This window comes from Pantoea sp. LMR881 (assembly GCF_027157825.1).
Lineage (GTDB): Bacteria > Pseudomonadota > Gammaproteobacteria > Enterobacterales > Enterobacteriaceae > Pantoea > Pantoea haifensis.
Genome location: NZ_JAPVOK010000002.1, coordinates 2,724,532 through 2,746,392, shown reverse-complemented (window position 1 = coordinate 2,746,392; position 21,861 = coordinate 2,724,532). Strand labels below are relative to the sequence as shown.

Sequence of the window (21,861 nt, the reverse complement as noted above, 5' to 3'; positions counted from 1 at the left end):
CACTAAACTTTTCTCGCGCCCTGCCGTTGATCTTGTACCCTCCTAACATAACCTTAAGGTAATTTATGAAGCGTCTCTCTCTCAGCGGCCTGAGTCTTGGAGTGAAGCTGTCTGTACTGACGTCTCTCAGCGTTGCGCTGCTTTTGCTCGTGCTGACACTGACTCAAAGCCACAATGCTTCTCGTCAGCTGGAAAGCCTGGCGATGGATGATATGCACAATCAGGTGCAAGGCATTAGCGAAATGGCGACGATGTTTAACGCCACTCTGACCGAAGAAGTCAGTAATTACACCCGTCTTTTCACCAGCTTTCTGCCAAAACGCTTTAGCCGTGACGAAAGTTCCCGCATTCAGGTCGGTGAATTTTCAACCCCCACGCTGCGAGCCGGACTGAAAACCCTCAATCTTGATCAGACCTCAGTAGATGATTTCACAGAACGGACTGCCGCCGTGTCGACGATTTTTGTGCGTGACGGTGATGATTTTATTCGTATTTCGACATCACTGAAGAAAGAGGACGGCAGTCGGGCAATCGGTACGCAGCTGGATCGCAGCAGCGCCGCCTGGAAACAGATTAACCAGGGCGAAATTTATCGCGGTCTCGCCACGCTGTTTGGTCATCGTTATATCACCCAGTATCAACCCGTGAAAGATGACAGCGGCACGGTAATCGCCATCCTGTTTGTGGGTGTGCAAATTGATAATCAGTACGCTCTAATGCGCGAAAAAGTGCTGGCGCGTCGTCTGGGTGAAAGTGGTCATTTCTATGTTCTGAACGGTACGCCAGGAAAAGCACAGGGCCAGTATCTGTTCGATAAGCAACATGAAGGCGATCTGCCAACATGGGACAAGGCGGTTCAGCAGCAGCTACTGACGCAGCCACAAGGCATTCTGGAAGCCGAGGTTGCAGGTGAAAATAAAATACTGGCCTGGCAGCAGTTGCCTGACTGGAACTGGATAATTGTTGGTGAAGTCAGCCGCGCCAGCCTGCTGGCACCGATTATTCATAGCCGTAACGTGTTTATGATCACTGGCCTGCTGTTAGTAATGCTCTTTGCGCCTGGCTTTGTCTGGTACAGCCGTCGGGCGATTACTCAGCCGTTGCAGCAGGTTATTCAGCTGGCGGAACAATACGCGGCGGGAAATTTACAGTTTCATCTTGATACCCAACGTAAAGATGAAGTCGGACAGCTGGTGAATGCGATTAACGGCATCGGCGACGGTTTAGAGAAAATTGTTGCTCAGGTGCGCGGCGCGGCGCAGGAGATTAGCGACGGCACCGACACTATCGCGGCCAGCAGTCTGGATATCAGCGCCCAGATTAGCCGCCAGGCGAGCAGTGTTGAAGAAACCTCCGCCAGCATGGAGCAGTTTGGCGCCACAGTGGAGCACACCGCTGACAGTTTACGTCAGGCCATGGCACTGGTTTCAGAAGCGAACAGTATGGTTAATCACGGCAGTAAAACTGTAGTGCACTCCGTTAATACAATGTCAGCCATCAAAATTTCTTCGCAGAGCATTGCCGATATAACGCATGTAATCGAGTCAATTGCTTTTCAGACCAATATTCTGGCGCTTAATGCGGCGGTCGAAGCGGCGCGTGCCGGTGAACATGGTCGAGGCTTTGCCGTGGTTGCCGCCGAAGTGCGTGCGCTGGCACAACGATCGGCGCAGGCCGCTAAAGAGATTGAGGGTTTGATTGCGACTTCAATCAAAAATGTGTCGGAAGGCCATACCTTGTCGGAGCAAACGCGTGAAGCGATGGTGAACATCGTGACGCACATTGAGCAGGTTCAGGCGCTGATGGGTGAAATTAACGTTGCTGCGCAGCAGCAGGCGGCGGGGATTGGTCAGGTCAATCTGGCGATGAACCAGATCAGTCAGGCAACGCATCAGAACAGCGACCTGGTGGCGCAGGCAGAAAGCACCGCTCAGAATCTGAGCCAGAAAGGGCATCATCTGACACAATTAGTGAGCGTTTTTAACCTCAAATCGTGATCTTATGGGACGTTAGCTTACACTTAAACCATCGTCCCAACTAAGGATCAGCTATGCGTTACGCTTATTTTCTGGCTTTAAGCCTGCTCCTGAGTAGCTGTGCAGCATTTCAGAATACGCCAAAGGCGCCGCCCGCTCCCACCAGCCAGGCGCAAGAAATTTCGCGCGACCAAAGCAACGGTTTGCCAAAGATCGGCAACATTAGTGTCAACGTGCGTGGTTCACCGGATGATGCCGAACGTGAAATTGCTGCGCAGGCGAATCGGGCCGGGGCAACCTATTACCAAATTGTGATGCTCAGTGAAACGGTAATGCCAGGCCTGTGGTACAGCACAGCCATTTTGTATGGTGCCTCAACTGCCACTGGCACGCAGAAGTAAACGATCGGTCAGCGCATGTTCTAACGGACGCGATCCGCGCTGATCGATCCACTGTAAGCACCAGGCATCTGCAATTGGCGGCTCTGCATATTTCAGCAATTGCGCAGCCGTCGCCAGTTGTAACAGGTTAGAGGTTAACTCACGCGCCTGCGCCTCCTGCGCTTTCCCCAACCGCAGTTTTAGCTGACGCCAGCGTGTATCAAAATGCCGATTACTGCCTTTTACAGCATCAAATTCCTGATTCAACATTTCCATCATGCCGGGCTGCTTTGCCAGCACCCGCAAGACATCAAGGCACATCACATTGCCCGCACCTTCCCAGATACTGTTGACCGGCATATCCCGAAACAGCCGCGCAAGCTCGCTCTCTTCGCAATAGCCGATACCGCCTGTTACTTCCATCGATTCCGCCACAAAAGGCATGCCTGCCTTGCAGATGACATATTTCGCTGCGGGGGTAAACAACCGGGCAAAACCGGCTTCATGCGGCTGGGCAGGCTGTGCCCACGCCCGAGCGAGTCGTAGCAGTAGCGCGGTTTGTCCCTCTAGCTGCAACGCCTGAGTCGCCAGCACCTGGCGCATCAACGGTTGATCCACCAGGTTTTTACCCATTACCTGGCGCTGGTGCGCATGATACAGCGCGACGGAGAACGCGCGCCGCATCTGGCCGTGGCTGCCGAGCGCGCAATCGAAGCGCGTCATGCCGCCCATTTTAAGGATCAGCCGCACGCCTTCGCCTTCTTCGCCCAGCAACCAGCCGGTGGCATCTTTGAATTCCACTTCGCTGCTGGCGTTCGAGCGATTGCCTAATTTATCTTTGAGGCGCTCGATAAAAATGGCATTACGTGTGCCGTCTGGCAGCAGGCGCGGCAGGAAGAAGCAGCTCAAACCATGCTGGGTTTGCGCCAGAATCAAGTGGGCATCGCTTTGCGGCACCGAGAAAAACCATTTGTGCCCCACAATGCGATAGGCTTCACCGGGACCGCGCGCCCCTAGCGGTTCTGCGCGCGTGGTATTGGTTAGCACATCGCTACCGCCCTGCTTCTCTGTCATTCCCATACCAATCAGCAATCCGCGTTTTTGATCGCCAGGCTGAGCATGCGTATCGTAGCGATCGCTGAGTAGGGGATCGCGCCAGCCTTCAAAAGTTTGAGGAAGATAACTTTGCAACAGCGGAATAGCAGCGTGCGTCATGGTAACGGGGCAAAGCGTGCCGGCTTCCACTTGTGCATGCAGGATAAAACGTGCCGCGCGTGCCACGCTGGCGCGCTCACGCACATCAGGTTGCCAGGTAAGATTGTGCAAGCGACTGGCGCAGACGCCCTGCATCAGCAAGTGCCAGGCAGGATGAAAGCGCACTTCGTCCAGCCGAACACCGCGCGCATCGTAGCGCAACAGTTCAGGCGGTTCGGCGTTAGCCAGCCTGCCTAACTCCAGCGATTCGGCACTGCCGAGTTGCATACCTACCGAGGCCAGCCATTCACGATCCCATTCTCCGCCTTCACGAAGTAACGCGTCGCACAATGGCGTATCGGACAGAAATAAATTGCTGTTGGCCAGGGGTTGCGGCTGATTGAAAACAGTGTGGGTTGTCCAGGTCATAACTACTCCTCGCGGATGTCACTTCCTAATTATGGGAGCGACGTGCAGTTATGCCTGGTACAGAAACACTTTTGCGGCGGCGATCACGCCGTCCGGGAATTAAAGGCTGCGTTGACGCACTGCTTCAAACAGACAGACGCCAGTTGCGACAGAAACATTCAGGGAAGAAACGCTGCCCGCCATCGGAATGCTAATCAGCTCGTCACAGTGTTCACGGGTCAGTCGACGCATGCCTTCGCCTTCAGCCCCCATCACCAGCGCCATTGGGCCAGTCATTTTGCTTTGAAACACCGTATGATCGGCTTCGCCCGCAGTGCCGACGACCCAAATGTTATATTCCTGCAACAGGCGCAGCGTGCGCGCCAGATTGGTGACGCGAATCAACGGCACGTTTTCTGCTGCACCACTGGCGACCTTTTTCGCCGTGGCGTTTAACGATGCTGACCGATCTTTCGGCACAATCACCGCATGCACGCCCGCAGCATCTGCACTACGCAAGCAGGCACCCAGATTATGGGGATCGGTAACGCCATCGAGCACCAGCAAAAACGGTTTTTCCAGACTTTGTAACAGATCCGGCAGATCGCCTTCCTGATACTGACGTCCCGGCTTCACGCGTGCCACGATGCCCTGATGCACACTGCCTTCAACCTGGCTGTCGAGCCATTGACGGTTTGCCAGTTGGATCACGATCCCCTGAGCTTCCAGCGCGGTCACCAGCGGTTGCAGGCGACGATCGTCGCGGCCTTTGAGAATAAAGACTTCCTGGAAACGTTGTGGATCGCGCTCCAGCAGCGCCTGCACGGCATGGATACCAAAAATTATTTCGCTCATCAATCTGCTCAGTGGTTGGGAATGAATGGATTACAACAGGCCCTTTCTCACATGAGAGAGGGCCTGAACGCGCATCAGAGAGGTTTTGCCTTCTTCGTGGCGCGCTTAGCCTTCGTGGCGGCGGCGATTTTACGGGTTTTTTCCGACACTTTTTGCTTTTTTCTGTCTTCGTCGCTGCGGACTTCTTCTTACCCCCCGGAAGGCAGAGTCCGGCTCGAAAGTCCCTTTTTTGCTCAGATCGCGACGGCGCTTCGGCGGCGCTTTGCCTTCACGTTTTGCCCGATCGCGTGCAGTTTTGCCTTCGCCACGCGGCTGGCGTTGGCTGGAGATCAAAGCAAAATCGATTTTACGTTCATCCATGTGTACCGCTTCAACACGCACTTCTACCGCATCACCGAGACGATAGGTACGACCACCGGATTCGCCAACCAGACGCTGACCCACCGGATCAAAACGGTAGTAATCATTGTCGAGCGATGAAACGTGTACTAAACCATCGATAAACAGATCGTTCAGACGCACAAAGAAACCGAAACCGGTAACACTGGAGATCACACCGTTAAACACATTACCGACCTGATCCTGCATGAAGTCGCACTTCAGCCAGTCCGCAACATCGCGTGTGGCTTCATCTGCACGGCGTTCCGTCAGTGAGCAGTGCTGCCCCAACTGCAACATTTGCTGCATTTCGTAGTGATAGCCGCCCGTTTCCGTGGTGAGGCTTTTCACTTCGCCCTGCTCTTTAGCCAGCAGGTATTTGATGGCGCGGTGCAGCAGTAAATCCGGGTAACGGCGAATCGGTGAAGTGAAGTGTGCATAGGAAGCCAGCGCGAGGCCAAAGTGACCACGGTTTTCCGGATCATATACGGCCTGCTTCATCGAGCGCAGCAGCATGGTTTGTAACATTTCTGCATCCGGGCGATCCGCAACCTGCTCCAGCAAGGCAGCATAATCTATCGGCTGCGGCTTATTTCCCCCGGCAAGCTGAGTCCCAGCTCGTTTAAAACGGTGCGGAAGCTTTTAATGCTGTCGTCGCTGGGGCGATCGTGATCGCGGAACAGAGCCGGTTCTTCATTCTTCTCAACAAAACGCGCTGAGGCGATGTTAGCCAGAATCATGCACTCTTCGATCAGCTTATGCGCATCGTTGCGTGAAGCGCGCTCAACACGCTCAATCCGGCGCTCGGCATTGAAGATAAACTTCGCTTCTTCTGTTTCAAACGAGATGCCGCCACGCTCTTCACGCGCGGTTTCCAGCGCCTGATACATGTTATGCAGCTCTTCCAGATCTTTAACCAGCGGTGCATATTGCTCGCGCAGTTCTTCATTGCCCTGCAAAATATTCCACACTTTGGTGTAGGTCAGGCGCGCATGCGAATTCATGACCGCTTCGTAATGTCTGAAGCCGGTGAGCTTGCCTCTGGCCGACACGGTCATTTCGCACACCATACACAAGCGATCAACCTGCGGGTTAAGCGAACAGAGGCCGTTAGAGAGTACTTCCGGCAGCATAGGAACAACCTGCGAAGGGAAGTAAACGGACGTGCCACGCTGATGTGCTTCATTGTCGAGTGGTGTGCCTGGGCGAACGTAATAGCTGACATCGGCAATAGCAACCCATAAACGCCAGCCGCCGCCGCGCTTTTTCTCGCAGTACACCGCATCGTCGAAATCGCGGGCATCTTCGCCATCAATGGTCACCAGTGGAAGCTGGCGTAAATCAACGCGTCCCTGTTTGGCCTCTTCCGGGACGTCTTCGCTCAGCTTACTGACCTGTTTTTCAACTTCTGGCGGCCAGGTGTGAGGGATCTCGTGGGTACGCAGCGCCATATCAACGGCCAGGCTGGTGCCCATGTCATCGCCCAGAATTTCGGCGACTTTACCGATAGCTTTAGTACGGCGCGTTGGGCGTTGAATCAGCTCAACCACCACCACCGTTCCCATGCGCGCATTCATGGTTTCTTCAGGCGGAATAAGGATATCGAAACTCAGACGACTATCGTCTGGTACGACAAAACCAGCGCCCGCATCGGTGAAGTAGCGCCCAACGATTTGATTATTACGCGGCTCTTGCACGCGCACCACGCGCGCTTCGCGGCGTCCTTTACGGTCTGCGCCCAGCGGTTGCGCCAGAATCACATCACCGTGCATGCAGAATTTCATCTGCTCAGCAGAGAGATAAAGATCGTCTTTTGCCCTTCAACGCGCAAAAAGCCGTAACCATCACGGTGACCAATGACTTTGCCACGCAGTAAATCAAGGCGTTCCGGCAGGGCATAACACTGACGACGGGTAAAAACGAGCTGTCCATCGCGCTCCATCGCACGTAAACGACGACGCAACGCCTCAAGATGCTCTTCGTCTTGCAGATTCATTTCTTGCGCCAGCTCATCGCGGCTGGCGGGCTTTTCACGCTTTTCTAATAATGCCAGGATAAACTCCCGGCTTGGGATCGGGTTTTCGTATTTTTCAGCTTCTCTATCCTGATAAGGATCTTTTGACATAACGGTTCCTCCGATGTCATTTAATATTTATTGCCACCGGCGGTTCGGACAATATGATTTCATATAAAGGGCTATTGCCATCAACCAGATCCGCCAGCGTATAGCGATCAAGCTCTTTTAAAAATAGCTGCACCGCGTCATATAACGCTTTTCTCAGACGGCAGGCGGGCGTAATAACACAGGCGCTGCAATCCACTAATTGTAGCGGCTCCATCTTGCGTACGACGTCACCAATGACAATTTGATTCGCCTTTATGCCCAGGCGAATGCCTCCATTTTTCCCACGGGTGGCCGCCACAAAACCCAGCCTGCTGAGTTGGTTAATGATTTTAACCATGTGATTACGCGACACGCCGTAAATCTCAGTGACTTCCGTAATGCTGGTCTGTTTGCCTTCCGGCAACGTCGCCATGTATATCAACGCCCTGAGACCATAATCGGTAAAACTTGTCAGCTGCACATTAACCTCGCTGAATCATTTAACATTGCATTGATTCGCTCGTCAGCCTGGTAACGAATTTTAGTCTTAACCCGGTTCGCTTCGCGATTACGTAAGATGATAAACCAGACTCTGATTGGCTGGGCGTTTTTTTAAGCCAGGAGGTAATTTGGCAAGCGAAGGGATAATTGGCGGCAAGTCGGGAACGGAAAAACAAAGGCCGGACAGTGTCCGGCCTTTGCGTGATTATGCGTCGAATGGATCGCGCAGAATCATCGTTTCGCTGCGATCGGGGCCTGTTGAAATAATATCAACCGGAACGCCAGTCACTTCTTCAACACGCTTGATGTAGTCGCGCGCTGCCTGCGGTAAGCCTTCCAGCGTTTTCACGCCAAAAGTGGTTTCGCTCCAGCCCGGCATTGATTCATAGATTGGCTCAATGCCTTCCCAGTTTTCAGCAGCCAACGGCGTGGTGGTGACTTCGCTGCCGTCAGGCATACGGTAAGCCACACAGATTTTCACTTCTTCCAGGCCATCCAGCACGTCCAGCTTGGTCATGCAGAAACCTGACAGTGAGTTGATCTGTACCGCGCGGCGTACTGCAACGGCATCTAACCAGCCAGTACGACGACGACGACCGGTAGTCGCACCGAATTCGTTGCCTTTCGCACACAGGAATTCACCGGTTTCATCAAACAGTTCGGTCGGGAACGGACCTGCACCCACGCGAGTAGAGTAGGCTTTGACAATGCCCAGCACGTAATCAACGTAACGCGGGCCAATGCCAGAACCGGTCGCAACGCCGCCTGCGGTGGTGTTAGACGAAGTAACATACGGATATGTACCGTGATCGATGTCCAACAAAGTGCCTTGCGCACCTTCGAACATAATCAGATCGCCACGCTTGCGCGCGCCATCCAGCAGTTCTGAAACGTCAACAACCATGCTGGTCAGGATGTCAGCAACTGCCATCACATCATTCAGCACTTTGTCGTAGTCGACCGCATCTTCTTTGTAGTAATGCACCAGCTGGAAGTTGTAGTAATCCACCACTTCTTTCAGCTTGGCTGCAAAAGTTTCTTTATTGAAAAGATCGCTCACACGCAGAGCGCGGCGCGCAACTTTATCTTCGTACGCTGGGCCGATGCCACGACCGGTGGTGCCGATCGCTTTCGCGCCACGTGCTTTTTCACGCGCCATATCCATGGCAACGTGATATTGCAGAATCAACGGGCAAGCTTCAGAAATCAGCAGACGTTCGCGTACCGGAATTCCACGCTCTTCCAGGCCTTTCATCTCTTTCATTAATGCTTCAGGAGAGAGAACCACGCCATTACCAATAATGCTGGTAACGTTGTCACGCAGAATGCCAGAAGGGATTAAGTGGAGGACGGTTTTTTCACCGTTGATGACAAGTGTGTGGCCCGCATTGTGGCCGCCTTGATAACGCACAACGTAATTCGCGCGTTCAGTCAGAAGGTCTACAATCTTACCTTTACCTTCGTCACCCCATTGGGTGCCCAGTACGACGACGTTCTTACCCATTTCTCAAAATCACCGATTGCTTAAAAATGGATTCTACCATCTGATCCAGCCGCTTTCAGCACTTTTAGCATACGATTGCGCGCTTTTTTGCCTGAGTTTTGATCACTACAACATGTTGGGGATAATGACCTTTCAAAGCACAATTTAAGCGGTGATACCTTTCTCGCTACACATTGCCATGCAGACTTAACATACAATAAATCACGACCCCGGCGACCACTAAGCCACCGCCAAAGCGATGCAACAGGCGATCGGGCAGCTGCGTCATCGACTGAAGCATACGTCGCCAGACACGAGGCATAAACATCGGTCCCAACCCTTCCAGCACTAACACCAAAGCTAACGCCATCCAGATACTTGTGTTCATTCTGATCGTCCAAAAAAGGCCGACAAAATTGTCGGCCTGTAGGTTATATCAGTTCTTAACGTGTGGCGTTAGAGGGCGCTTTCATATATCGGAAGAAGTCGCTGTCTGGACTCAACACCATGACGTCCTGATTTTCATTAAAGCTATTTTCGTAAGCGCGCAGGCTGCGGATAAAGGCGTAAAAATCGGGATCCTGGCTGAATGAATTAGCAAATAGTTTCGCCGCTTCTGCATCACCATCACCGCGCGTAATCAGTGCTTCACGCTGCGCTTCGGCGAGCGTACGCGTTACCTGATAATCAGCCTGAGCACGCAATTTCTCTGCCTCTTCCTGACCCTGTGAACGCTGACTGCGCGCTACCGCTTCACGCTCAGCGCGCATACGGTTGAAGATAGCGTCTGAGACTTCGGTCGGCAGGTTGATCTGCTTGATGCGCACATCAACAACCTGAATACCTAACGCTGCCATACTGTTTGGGTTTGGCGCAGGTTCATTACTGTTGGTTTCACGCTCAACGCGTGCTGCCGCATTGGCAATCGCATCATCGGCAGCCGGTGTCGCGATTTCATCGTCGCCACCTGCGCTACCGGTGTTCAGGGCATCGCGTACATCAGTGGTTAAACGACCACGTGAGTCAGTTACGATATCTTTAACATCCAGACGTCCCATTTCAGAACGCAGACGGTCACTGAACTTACGCTTCAGCAATACTTCAGCCTGAGAAACGTCACCGCCGCCTGTTGCCAGGTAATAACGGCTGAAATCACTGATGCGCCATTTAATGTAGGAATCGACGATCAGATCTTTTTTCTCTTTAGTGACAAAGCGATCGGCCTGGTTATCCATGGTTTGAATACGTGCATCCAGAGATTTAACCGTTTCAATAAACGGAATCTTGAAATGCAGGCCCGGTGAGTAAACCTGCGGCTTGTTTTCATCATCACGCAAAACTTTGCCGAAACGCAGCACAATGCCACGCTGGCCTTCCTGCACCACAAACAGTGACGCATAAAGCACCACCAGCACGACAATTAACAAAAGACTATGGACTTACGCATCGATTACTCTCTCCCTTCGCGCTGGGTATCGTTGCGCAGAGCATTGGCCCGACGCTGATCCATGATGCTGTCTGGACTGTATGACGAGCTGTCACTACGGCTGGCACTGCGGTCAGAAAGCGGCGGTAAAGCGGACGAACTGCTGCCTTTTTGCCCACTTTGTCCGGTTGATGACTGCATGCCACGCATCAGTTGATCAAGCGGCAGCACCATCAGGTTATTGCCACGGTCGTTAACCAGCACTTTGCGCGTATGGCTCAGTACACGTTCCATGGTTTCAATATAGAGACGCTCTTTGGTAATTTCTGGCGCAGCTTTGTACTCCGGCAGAATTTTGGCGAAACGCGCCACTTCACCCTGCGCTTCCAGAACGGTGCGCTCTTTATAAGCTCGTGCTTCTTCAAGAATACGCTGCGCCCGACCGTTAGCACGAGGCTGCACTTCGTTAGCATATGCTTCAGCTTCACGTACGTATTGTTCACGGTTTTCACGCGCGGCAATCGCATCGTCAAATGCAGATTTCACTTCTTCTGGCGGACGCGCGGCCTGGAAGTTAACGTCCAGTACCGCTATGCCCATATTGTAAGGGCGAATTGTTTCATCGATCTCACGCTGCGTTTCACTACGCACCACGGTACGACCTTCTGTCAGGATGCGGTCCATGGTTGAGCGGCCAATCACGCCGCGCAGGGCACTGTCCGTTGCCTGACGCAGGCTGTCATCAGCACTGGTCACGGCATAGAGGTAACGCTCAGGATCCGTTACGCGGTACTGCACGTTCATTTCAACGCGCACCACGTTTTCGTCCGAGGTCAACATCACGCCTGATGCAGCCAGTTCACGCACCGCTTCAACGTTAACGGCACGAACCTGATCGATAAATGTCGGCTTCCAGTTCAGACCTGGTTCAACCAAGTGGCTGAATTTACCGAAGCGCGTCACGACGCCACGTTCCGCTTCTTTAATGGTGTAGAATCCGCTAGCGGCCCAGATGACCACAGCAGCAACAGCCACAATGCCAATAATTTTGCCGCCGCTGCCTGAGCCACGTTGGCCATTGTCACTCTGTTTGCCACCGCCCAGTCCACCGAGCTTCTTGCTCAGCTTACGGAAGATATCATCCAGATCAGGTGGTCCTTTATCTCGACCTCCTTTATTTCCCCCAGAGTTGCCGCCTTGATTATTGCTGCTTCCCCACGGGTCGCGGTCCTGTCCGTTATTTCCGGGCTGATTCCACGCCATGTTTCTACTCCATTTATTGTATAAGCGGTTTTTACCCGTCATCTTTCGGATTGCAGCTGTGTTGGCTGCCTTCACACGCCCCTGTTACCTACTGATGTAGGCTCCAGGGGACTTGCTCAGTTGCCGCCTTGCTGCAATCCGAAATACTCGGGTCAATCTTGCATCTTGAGGCTGGCAACCTTCGTCGCAACAATCGTCAATTTCTCAGGTAAATGCGTTGGGCAATATCAAACAATGTAACTGGTCAGCGACGGTTCCTGTTTACATAAACGGCGCCAGTCAACAATTGGCATTCGAATCTGTAAACTTACACTGCCGTCTTCTTCATTCCACTCTTTTTCAATCGCCTGCGACTGGTAGAAGCGGCTGCGCAAGCGCCCCGCATCGTCGGGTGGCAGACATAATTCATATTGGGCAATTTCACCCGACAAACGCTCCGACAGCGCCTGCCACAACAAAGGAATTCCCGCCCCGGTCTGAGCCGAGAGCCAGACGCGAACAGGCAGGTTTTCTTCATTACGATCGATACGCGGCTCAAAACTGTCGAGCATATCGATCTTATTCATAACCAACAGTACAGGAATATCGTTCGCTTCAATTTCTTCCAGCACGGTATCGACGGCTTCGATGTTCTCGTTTACCCGAACATCCGCGCCATCAATAACGTGGAGCAGCAACGCAGCCTGACGTGTTTCCTGCAGCGTCGCCTTAAATGCTGCCACCAAATCGTGCGGCAAATGACGAATAAAACCCACCGTATCCGCTAACACGACCTCACCGACATCTGCCACGTTCAGGCGACGTAAGGTAGGATCGAGGGTTGCAAACAGTTGATCCGCAGCGTACACATTGGCGGATGTCATTGCGTTAAACAGGGTAGATTTACCGGCGTTGGTATAACCAACCAGCGAAACGGTCGACACATCGGCTTTAGCGCGCGCTTGTCGTCCCTGCTCGCGCTGTTTTTCAACGCGTTCAAGACGGGAAAGAATTTGGCTAATGCGACCACGCAACAAGCGACGGTCAGTTTCAAGCTGTGTTTCACCCGGACCACGCAAGCCGATACCGCCTTTTTGGCGCTCAAGGTGAGTCCAGCCACGCACCAGGCGCGTAGCCAGATGGCGAAGCTGTGCCAACTCGACCTGCAATTTACCTTCGTGAGTGCGAGCGCGTTGGGCAAAAATATCAAGGATTAAGCCTGTGCGATCAATCACACGGCATTCGCATATACGCTCCAGGTTTCGTTCCTGAGCGGGCGTTAAAGCATGATCGAATAATACGACCGATGCTCCACTTGATTTCACCGCATCGGCAATTTCAACGGCCTTTCCTTCACCGACAAAATATTTGGGATGTGGCGCTTTACGACTGCCAGTAATCACTTGCAGTGCATCGACGCCAGCAGAAGAAACCAGGGTTTCAAACTCCTGTAAATCTTCTATCTCTTTGTCTTGGGAGAACCAGATGTGTACCAGTACGGCCTGCTCACCGGCATCATAACGGTCAAACAAGCTATAACCTCGCTAAAAATAAAAGACCAGGACGGAAAACGAACTATGCTCTCCAGCCCTGGCTGTACGGTGACGCTTTACTCTGCGTTATCACCGTCTTGTTGTGGCTGTGGCTGCGCAGATGGATTGCTGCCGCCATGATGGTAATTATTGCTGCCACCACCGGTATTGTTGCTATGGTGAGAAACCGGGCGCGATGGAACCACGGTAGAAATGGCGTGCTTGTAAACCATCTGACTTACCGTGTTTTTCAACAAAATTACGAACTGATCAAATGACTCAATCTGACCTTGCAGTTTAATACCGTTGACCAAATAAATCGAAACCGGAACACGTTCACGACGCAGTGCGTTCAAAAACGGGTCTTGTAATGATTGCCCCTTAGCCATTCTATCTTTTCCTTATATGCTTGTTGTTTGTTACTTGTAGAACCTATGGTTCTGAAAAAACTGCGTAAAAATTTGCGCACGATAACCAGCCAATTGTACACAATCACCCATGCTTCGCACTAAGAACCTGTAGCACCGTATCACGCGCTAACTGGGGTTCGTCACTCTCTAACCAGTGAACATTTTCCCAGCCGCGTAACCAGGTGATTTGGCGCTTAGCAAGTTGCCGGGTCGCGCAAATTCCCCGATAAACCATCTCGTTGTAATCGATTTCGCCAGCTAAATAAGACCACATCTGTCGATAACCCACACAACGAATGGAAGGCATATCCGTATGCAAATCACCTCGTGCGAACAGGGCCCGAGACTCCGCTTCAAATCCTGACGCTAACATCTGTTCAAAACGTAACGCGATGCGCTGGTGTAGCAGTTCGCGGTTCGCGGGGGCGATGGCAAACTGATACACGTCGTAGGGTAACGCTTCACCGGACGTTTTTGTCAGTTCCGTTAAAGTTTTACCCGAAATAAAAAAACTTCCAGTGCTCGCGAAAGTCTCTGCGGATCATTCGGATGAATACGACTACCTGCAACCGGATCGATTTCACACAGTTGACGGTGTAAGGCTTCCCACCCTTTTTCACGCGCCATTTGCTCTATCCGCTGACGAACGTCGGGATCGGCCGAGGGCAACGGCGACAATCCTTCCAGTAACGCCTTGAAGTAGAGCATGGTTCCACCAACAAGCAGCGGAATACGTCCATGCTGAACGATATCCGCCATTTCGGCTAACGCATCACGTCGAAACTCTGCGGCCGAATAGGCTTCGCTGGGATCGCGGATGTCTAGCAAACGATGGGGCGCCAATGCTAACTCCTCAGCCGACGGTTTCGCCGTGCCAATATCCATCTGACGATAGATTAAGGCAGAATCTACGCTGATAAGTTCCACAGGCAAATGCTTACGCAGTTCAATCGCCAAAGCAGTTTTGCCTGAAGCAGTGGGTCCCATCAAAAAAATAGCCTTAGGCCGGCCAGCCTGGTTTCGTTCACTCATGCTTCAATGCGTTGATCGCGCTCTCAATTTCAAGGGCCTGTAATAAGCCTGAAGGCGGCGATTTTAATAATTGCGGGCAAAGTCGTTCTAACTCCGCCAACAATGTAATCGCCTGCGAGTGATTCCAGTTTGGAGCCTCTGCTGGTTCTCGTCGCGCCAGCCATTGCGCCAGCTGCGTAGCAGAGTTCTCCTGCTGTCGGGCCAGATAGCCTAACAGTTCAGGAATCAAGATTTGTAAATTTTGTGTTCGTAATGGTAAAGGCACCGCGCGTAGCGTCACACGATCGCCTTCTGGCTGCAAATCAATTCCCATCTCACTGAGAAGACTGGCATTTTCCTTTGCAGCTTTCCGCTCAGGCGCCTCGAATTTCATGCGTACCGGAATTAACAGCGGCTGCGGTTTTAAGCCGTTTTCACCCGGTTGTAACTGCGCCTGTTTTAGCCAGCGCGCCGCAACCGGTAACGCCATCAGCATCAGCTTTTCATCTTGCTCTAACAGCGCATACTGATTTTGCACCACCGTTAAAACCCGGCCAAAACTCTGTGCGTGCGCGGCTAAAGGCGACTCTTTTATTGCCGGACGCGGCGCAGGTTCTGCCGAAGGCGAAACAGGCTCTGGCGCACTAACCGTCGGGGTTTTCAGTAACTGCTGATAAACGTTACCTTCACGCTTGCTGTAGCTGTTCTCTTTTGCCTGCCAGCCGGGCGCGGGGGCGTTTCCACTGCGTCCTGGGGCAGGCTGGGAAAATGATTTCTTCCCGCAGCCTGCCGATTCTCCTGCTGCCAGCGCGGCGCAGGCTCTTTATCTTCAGCCTGCAAGGTCGGCAAAACAGGGGCTGCGCTCGCTTGCAGTACACTCATCACACCCTGATAAATAAAATCGTGCACCAGCCGGGACTGATGAAAGCGCACCTCATGCTTTGCCGGATGCACATTGACATCCACCTGATGCGGATCGATCTCCAGATAGAGCACGTAAGCTGGCTGCTGATCGTCCTGTAACTGCGTTTGAAACGCCTGACGAATGGCATGATTGATCAGCTTATCGCGCATCATGCGCCCGTTAACGTAGCAATACTGTAACTCACTGACCTGACGAGAACCCTTTGGATCGGCAACCCAGCCGCGCAGCGCAAGGTCGTCATGCTGCCAGTCAATGCGCAGCGCATGCTGCATAAACGTAGTGCCGCAAATCGCGCCTAAACGGCGCTCGCGCTGCTTTTCATCCGTCACGGCGCGATACTGACGCATTAGCTTGCCGTTATGACTGAGCGAGATCGCAACATCAAAGCGTGCGAGTGCAATACGGCGAATCACTTCATCGATGTGGTTGAATTCGGTTTTTTCGGTGCGCATGAATTTACGGCGCGCGGGCGTGTTGTAGAACAGGTCGAGCACTTCCAGCGTGGTGCCGCATGGATGCGCTGCGGGTTTGACCGTGACATCCATATCGCGCCCTTCCGCGTAAGCCTGCCAGGCCTCATTCTGTTCAGCGGTACGCGATGTCAGCGTTAAACGCGAAACGGAGCTGATACTGGCCAGGGCTTCGCCACGAAAGCCAAGGCTCATGATCGCTTCCAGATCGTCAAGCGAAGCAATTTTACTGGTGGCGTGACGTGCCAGCGCCATTGCCAGCTCAGCTTTGTGAATGCCGCAGCCGTTATCGCGGATACGAATGAGTTTGGCGCCGCCCTTTTCAATATCAACTTCGATGCGTGTCGCACCGGCGTCGAGGCTGTTTTCCACCAGCTCTTTTACCACCGACGCAGGACGCTCAACCACTTCACCCGCCGCAATCTGGTTAGCCAGTTGTGGCGGTAAAATTTGTATCGGCATGGTGGATATCCTTTTAACTGGCAGCCCGGCCTGTCAGCCGGGCGAACAATCAGGATGCAGGGATCTTCAGGTTCTGACCCAACATGACGTTGGTCGATTTCAGATTATTGGCCTGCATAATCGCTTTGGCGCTTACGCCATAATGCGCAGCAATGCCGGTCAGTGAGTCACCACGTACAACTTTATGGCGTACTGGCGCAGATGATTGAGCCGTTGTGGCACTGGCGGGCACTTTCAACCGCTGCCCTACCCAAACGACATCACGCTTGAGGCTGTTCATCTCACGCAACGTCGCCATGCTGACGCCATATTTTACTGCAATACCCGAAAGCGTTTCACCGCGAGTAACCGTGTGACGTTGCGTTGCCCCGATATACTGCGTTACGCCTGTCGCCGGATGACTGGCAACGCTAACCGTCGGCGGCGAGCCGATCGGTCGGTTTTCCTCCTTTGGGACCGATTGTAGCGGGTGCGCCAGGAAGTAACTGCGCAGACCTTTATAGATCGATTGCGCAATTTTCTCCTGGTGTGCGCTACTGCCAAGCAGTCGCTCCTCCGAGTTATTACTGATAAAACCGGTTTCCACCAGCAAAGAGGGAATATCCGGTGAACGCAGCACACCAAGGCTGGCATGCTCAGGCAGGCGTTTATGCAGTGAAGCTACGCCGCGCAATTGCTGCAAAACTTTAACGGCAATATCATAACCAACACGCTGCGAATGCCCGAACTGCAAATCCAGCACCGCCTGGCTGAGATAGGGATCGGCCTGGCTGTTTGCCAGCAAATCGCCTGCGCCGCCTAATAGCTCTGACTGCTTCTCTTTTTGCTCCAGCCAGTTCGCCATCTCACTGTTAGCGCGGCGATTCGATAACACCCAAACAGACGCACCGGATGCAGCATGGCTTGGCGCAGCGTCTGCGTGAATCGAAACCAGTACGTTGGCGTTGGCTTTACGCGCCACGTCGGAGCGGCCCATCACCGAGATAAAATAATCACCGTCACGCGTCAGTACACCTTTAAACATCGGATCGTTATTCAGCAGCACTTTCAGCTTGCGCGCTATCGCAATGGTGACGTTTTTTTCTTTTAAACCGTGCTGGCCCATCGCCCCCGGATCCTGACCGCCGTGACCCGCATCAATGGCGACGATGATGGTATCGTTGCGGCTAACGCGGCTACCGGGGCGCACGGTGTTTGCTGTGCTGGTCACCGCTGTGACGGGGTTAGCATCAAACGGATTGCTCTTTGAAGCATTCTGCGTCGGTACGCGTGAAGGGGTGCTGCGCGTAGCGGATTGCGTCCCCTTAATGGTAAACACTACGCTGTAGTTATTACCCTGGCGCTGCGTCACCGCGCGGGTTTTACCCGGCTGGGTGAGTTCAAACACCAGCCGCACGCTCTGCTTATCTTTTGGCGTACTGGTGCGAATGCGCTTAACGATGTTCTCACCGCTAAAGTTAAGCGGTAAGCCCTGAATCACGCCGCTCTGACGAATATCCAGCACGACGCGATCGGGATTACGCAGCGGGAAAAAGCCGTAAACCGGCTGACCCGCAAAGCTCAGGGTAACCGTTGCCTGGCTGTCACCGTTTGAGACTTTTATATCAGAAAGATTGGCGGCGAAAAGTGGCGCGGTTACCAGCAGTAGCAGCGTCACTATTGCGATTCTCATCCGTGATATCATGCCTGATCCCTGCCTTGATCAATCTGTTCAATCCATGTCTGGCCCAGCGGCGATTGTGCCATCAGTTCCGCTTCACGCGCTTCGCCAACATAACGTAAGGTCAGTGCCAGGTCCGGTGGCGGTAATACGCCAGCGCCCTGCTGTGGCCATTCCACCAGGCAAATCGCGTCACCAGTGAAATAGTCACGTATGCCCATGAACTCCAGCTCTTCAGGATCGGCAAGGCGATAAAGATCAAAGTGATAAAGGGAACGCTCACCTAAAGTGTAGGGTTCGACCAGGGTATAAGTCGGACTTTTTACATTGCCCTGATGGCCCAACGCCTGCAGAAAACCGCGGCTGAAGGTGGTTTTGCCCGCGCCAAGATCGCCATATAAATAGATTACCGCCGCGCTGCGACATGCACGAGCCAGTTGAGCGCCTAATTCAAGGGTTGCCGCCTCGTCAGACAGAGGAATAACACAGGTTTTCATGCTTCTTGATTCATCTCTGGATTAACAAACTGCCACAACAGATCGAATAAATCTGTTGCCAACATGCCACGAGTGCCGCGCTGTGCTGCCACCGCGTCTGCTGCTGCGCCGTGTGCGACACAGCCTGCACAAGCAGCATCGAAAAGCGCCAGCTTCTGCCCCATCAGCGAAGCGATAATGCCGCTCAGCACATCGCCCATACCGCCTGAAGCCATCCCGGCATTTCCAACATCCGCGAACGCCATTTCGCCAGCCTCACTGGCAATAATTGTGCCTGCGCCTTTCAGTACCACCACACCACCATAGCGTTTCGCTAAAGCCTGCGCTGCATGTAAGCGGTCACTCTCAATTTCGCTGGTCTTTATTCCCAGCAAACGTGCCGCTTCGCCGGGATGCGGCGTAATGATGCGATTCTGACGTTTCTCTGCGCTGATTGCCAGCAGGTTAAGCGCATCAGCATCCCAAAGCATGGGCTTTTCACTGCCTGCCACGCTTTTCAGCGCCTTCTTACCCCATTCACGCTGCCCTAAACCTGGACCAATCGCGATGACATCGGCCCACTCCAGAGCTTCGGTCAATCGTTCATCCGTTAATTCATCTACCATAATTTCTGGTCGGGCAGTAAGAACAGGGGCGATATTATCTTTGTGAGTAAGCACTCGCACCAAGCCGCTACCGGTACGCAGTGCTGCTTCTGATGTCATGCGAATGGCACCCGCAGTGCCAGTGTCCCCGCCGACTACCAGCAGGCGTCCCTGATCGCCTTTATGTGAGGTCGGCCTGCGGGGTTTGAGCCAGTGCGATAAAAAAGTTGCATCATAACGCGCCATCGGTGCGGATTCGCCCGCCAGACAGGCACTCAGGCCTAAATCGGCGTAATGCAACGCGCCGACAAAATCACGCGCTTTGCCGGTTATCTGGCCCGGTTTCAGCGCGACCACACTTAATGTATGAGTCGCGGCCATTACATCCCCTGCTGCGCTACCGTTGGCAGCAGAAAGCCCCGATGGCATATCAACAGACAAAACAGGCGCCGCGTGCGCGTTAGCCTGCTGAATAAGGGTTGAATAAGGCGCAACGGGTGCCCGATTACTGCCTGTGCCCAGTAGCGCATCGACAATAATATCAACCTGTTCTGGCCACGCCGTATCTGCCGCATGAATCTCTCCGCCCGCCTTCAGCCACGCATCGCGCGCCGTTTGCGCCTCTTCAGGTAAGGGCTTTTCACTCTCACAGGCAAGCAGCGTGACCTGCTTTCCCGCTGCCTGCGCCAGGCGTGCAACAACATAACCATCACCGCCATTGTTGCCATGACCACACAGAATCAACCAGTGTTGTGCATCCGGCCAGTGCGCCCGAATATGTTCATAGGCTGCCTGACCCGCACGTTGCATCAATTCATACAGCGTTATGCCCAGTTGGTCAGCAGCATTGCGCTCCAGCGCCGCCAGCGCCTGCGCAGGCCAGACAGAATATGGTAAACTGCGGCTGTTTTTCTCTGAATCCTGGTCACTCATGTCATATCCTCTCGATCTTCATCAACTCGCTCAACAGATTAAACAGTGGGGGTTGGATCTCGGCTTTCAGCAGGTCGGCATTACCGATACCGATCTCAGTGCCGAGGAGCCGCGCCTGCAAGCGTGGCTGGATAAGCAATATCATGGCGAGATGGAATGGATGGCGCGCCACGGCATGATGCGCGCCAGGCCGCATGAGTTATTGCCCGGTACGCTGCGCGTCATCAGCGTTCGCATGAATTATCTCCCGGCGAAAGCCGCCTTTGCCAGCACCCTGAAAAACCCCCGGTTGGGTTACGTCAGCCGTTATGCTTTGGGACGTGATTACCACAAAGTATTGCGCAATCGACTGAAAAAGCTCGGAGAAATGATTCAGTCAGCCTGTGAAACGCTTAATTTTCGTCCGTTTGTCGACTCGGCACCGCTGCTGGAACGCCCGCTGGCGGCAAAAGCCGGTCTGGGCTGGACAGGCAAACACTCATTGATATTGAACCGCGAAGCAGGCTCATGGTTTTTTCTTGGTGAGTTACTGATCGATCTGCCATTGCCCGTCGATCAGCCGCAAGAAGAGCAGTGTGGACGTTGCGTCGCCTGTATGACGATCTGTCCAACCAATGCCATCGTTGAACCTTACGTTGTCGATGCCCGCCGCTGTATCTCCTATCTCACCATTGAGCTGGAAGGTGCCATCCCGGAAGAATTTCGCCCTTTAATGGGCAACCGGATTTATGGCTGTGATGATTGTCAGCTTATTTGTCCGTGGAACCGCTACGGCCAGCTCAGCGACGAAACAGATTTTTCTCCACGCGCTGCGCTGCATGCGCCTGAATTGATTGCCCTGTTTCAGTGGGACGAGGCTAAGTTTTTACGTGTTACGGAAGGCTCAGCCATTCGACGTATTGGGCATTTGCGCTGGCTGCGTAATATTGCTGTCGCTTTGGGAAATGCGCCCTGGTCAGCAGACGTTGTCTCAGCGTTGATGCAGCGACGCGGCGAACATGCGCTACTGGATGAACATATTGAGTGGGCGCTGCGGCAACAGCAGGAGAAACGCGAACAGCTTGTCGTTGAAGTGCAGCCTGCGCAGCAAAACGGTTGGTTCGTGCAGTAGAGAAAGGATTGCCGCGTGATGCGTGATTGCGCAACCGGAGAGTTAAACTGCTTTTCCACACCTTGTGAATAAAATTAAAAAGCTGTTGTCATTCAACTGGCGTAACGTTATCAGATAAGCTAAATCACAAATTGAAATATTTACATTATCTTAATTTTCAATAAGTTATCTTGAAGTTGTGTTTATTTGAGAATTAGGCTAGCGAGGTATTTATCAGAGCAGCCTGTGGATAACTCTGTTCAAAACACTTTTGTAGATCGCCCTGAATAGCGTCATTAACGGTGCGTCATGCTGTGGATAACCCTGGATAAGGATGTCA

Annotated in this window: 14 protein-coding genes and 4 pseudogenes; 3 read left to right on the top strand and 15 right to left on the bottom strand. The window is 53.1% G+C overall.

Annotated features, from left to right (window positions below):
- The first annotated feature begins 65 nt into the window (after positions 1 to 65).
- Together O3W44_RS14785 and bsmA are read left to right on the top strand one after the other, a co-directional pair.
- Positions 66 to 1,997, top strand: coding sequence for a methyl-accepting chemotaxis protein (locus O3W44_RS14785; protein WP_269293654.1), 1,932 nt, complete (start codon positions 66 to 68; stop codon positions 1,995 to 1,997).
- Between the two features lie 53 nt (positions 1,998 to 2,050).
- Positions 2,051 to 2,377, top strand: a complete 327-nt coding sequence (gene bsmA / locus O3W44_RS14780; RefSeq protein WP_269293653.1) for a biofilm peroxide resistance protein BsmA — start codon at positions 2,051 to 2,053, stop codon at positions 2,375 to 2,377.
- On the opposite strand, the gene O3W44_RS14775 is transcribed toward bsmA, so the two are convergent.
- The 15 genes and pseudogenes from O3W44_RS14775 to nnr form a co-directional block, all read right to left on the bottom strand.
- Positions 2,351 to 3,979, bottom strand: a complete 1,629-nt coding sequence (locus tag O3W44_RS14775) for an isovaleryl-CoA dehydrogenase (protein WP_269293652.1) — start codon at positions 3,977 to 3,979, stop codon at positions 2,351 to 2,353. The two genes, bsmA and O3W44_RS14775, sit on opposite strands and share 27 nt — an antisense overlap.
- 99 nt (positions 3,980 to 4,078) lie before the next feature.
- A complete protein-coding gene (gene rlmB, locus O3W44_RS14770) occupies positions 4,079 to 4,813 on the bottom strand; it encodes a 23S rRNA (guanosine(2251)-2'-O)-methyltransferase RlmB (RefSeq protein WP_269293650.1) in 735 nt (244 codons plus the stop codon).
- Positions 4,814 to 4,887: 74 nt separating this feature from the next.
- Positions 4,888 to 7,316 (bottom strand): annotated as a pseudogene (rnr, locus tag O3W44_RS14765) (ribonuclease R).
- 16 nt (positions 7,317 to 7,332) lie between these two features.
- Positions 7,333 to 7,776, bottom strand: coding sequence for a nitric oxide-sensing transcriptional repressor NsrR (nsrR, locus tag O3W44_RS14760; RefSeq protein WP_269293649.1), 444 nt, complete (start codon positions 7,774 to 7,776; stop codon positions 7,333 to 7,335).
- A gap of 225 nt (positions 7,777 to 8,001) precedes the next feature.
- A complete protein-coding gene (locus O3W44_RS14755) occupies positions 8,002 to 9,300 on the bottom strand; it encodes an adenylosuccinate synthase (protein ID WP_269293648.1) in 1,299 nt (432 codons plus the stop codon).
- A 166-nt stretch (positions 9,301 to 9,466) separates the two neighbouring features.
- Entirely contained in the window at positions 9,467 to 9,667 is a 201-nt protein-coding gene (locus O3W44_RS14750) for a DUF2065 domain-containing protein (RefSeq protein WP_269293647.1), read from the bottom strand.
- A gap of 55 nt (positions 9,668 to 9,722) precedes the next feature.
- Positions 9,723 to 10,706: a protease modulator HflC gene (gene hflC, locus O3W44_RS14745; protein WP_269293646.1), complete on the bottom strand. Its 984-nt coding sequence runs from the start codon at positions 10,704 to 10,706 to the stop codon at positions 9,723 to 9,725.
- A gap of 23 nt (positions 10,707 to 10,729) precedes the next feature.
- Positions 10,730 to 11,968, bottom strand: a complete 1,239-nt coding sequence (gene hflK / locus O3W44_RS14740) for an FtsH protease activity modulator HflK (RefSeq protein ID WP_269293645.1) — start codon at positions 11,966 to 11,968, stop codon at positions 10,730 to 10,732.
- A 227-nt stretch (positions 11,969 to 12,195) separates the two neighbouring features.
- Positions 12,196 to 13,479 (bottom strand): ribosome rescue GTPase HflX, encoded by a 1,284-nt coding sequence (gene hflX, locus O3W44_RS14735; RefSeq protein WP_269293644.1) that lies wholly within the window; start codon positions 13,477 to 13,479, stop codon positions 12,196 to 12,198.
- A 77-nt stretch (positions 13,480 to 13,556) separates the two neighbouring features.
- Positions 13,557 to 13,868 carry an RNA chaperone Hfq gene (gene hfq / locus O3W44_RS14730; RefSeq protein WP_269293643.1) on the bottom strand — a complete coding sequence of 104 codons (312 nt, stop codon included), beginning with the start codon at positions 13,866 to 13,868 and terminating at the stop codon, positions 13,557 to 13,559.
- Between the two features lie 103 nt (positions 13,869 to 13,971).
- A pseudogene (miaA, locus tag O3W44_RS14725) lies at positions 13,972 to 14,921 on the bottom strand (tRNA (adenosine(37)-N6)-dimethylallyltransferase MiaA).
- A pseudogene (gene mutL, locus O3W44_RS14720) lies at positions 14,914 to 16,757 on the bottom strand (DNA mismatch repair endonuclease MutL). Before mutL ends, miaA begins: the two co-directional pseudogenes overlap by 8 nt.
- 49 nt (positions 16,758 to 16,806) lie before the next feature.
- Positions 16,807 to 18,441, bottom strand: a complete 1,635-nt coding sequence (amiB, locus tag O3W44_RS14715; protein WP_269293642.1) for an N-acetylmuramoyl-L-alanine amidase AmiB — start codon at positions 18,439 to 18,441, stop codon at positions 16,807 to 16,809.
- Positions 18,438 to 18,914: a tRNA (adenosine(37)-N6)-threonylcarbamoyltransferase complex ATPase subunit type 1 TsaE gene (gene tsaE / locus O3W44_RS14710; protein ID WP_269293641.1), complete on the bottom strand. Its 477-nt coding sequence runs from the start codon at positions 18,912 to 18,914 to the stop codon at positions 18,438 to 18,440. The genes amiB and tsaE overlap by 4 nt, the downstream gene beginning before the upstream one ends.
- Complete coding sequence (nnr, locus tag O3W44_RS14705) at positions 18,911 to 20,431, bottom strand: bifunctional ADP-dependent NAD(P)H-hydrate dehydratase/NAD(P)H-hydrate epimerase (protein WP_269293640.1); 1,521 nt, start codon at positions 20,429 to 20,431, stop codon at positions 18,911 to 18,913. Before nnr ends, tsaE begins: the two co-directional genes overlap by 4 nt.
- Between nnr and queG the strand changes: the two are divergent.
- Positions 20,430 to 21,568: pseudogene (gene queG / locus O3W44_RS14700) on the top strand (tRNA epoxyqueuosine(34) reductase QueG). The gene nnr and the pseudogene queG sit on opposite strands and share 2 nt — an antisense overlap.
- Positions 21,569 to 21,861 lie beyond the last annotated feature (293 nt).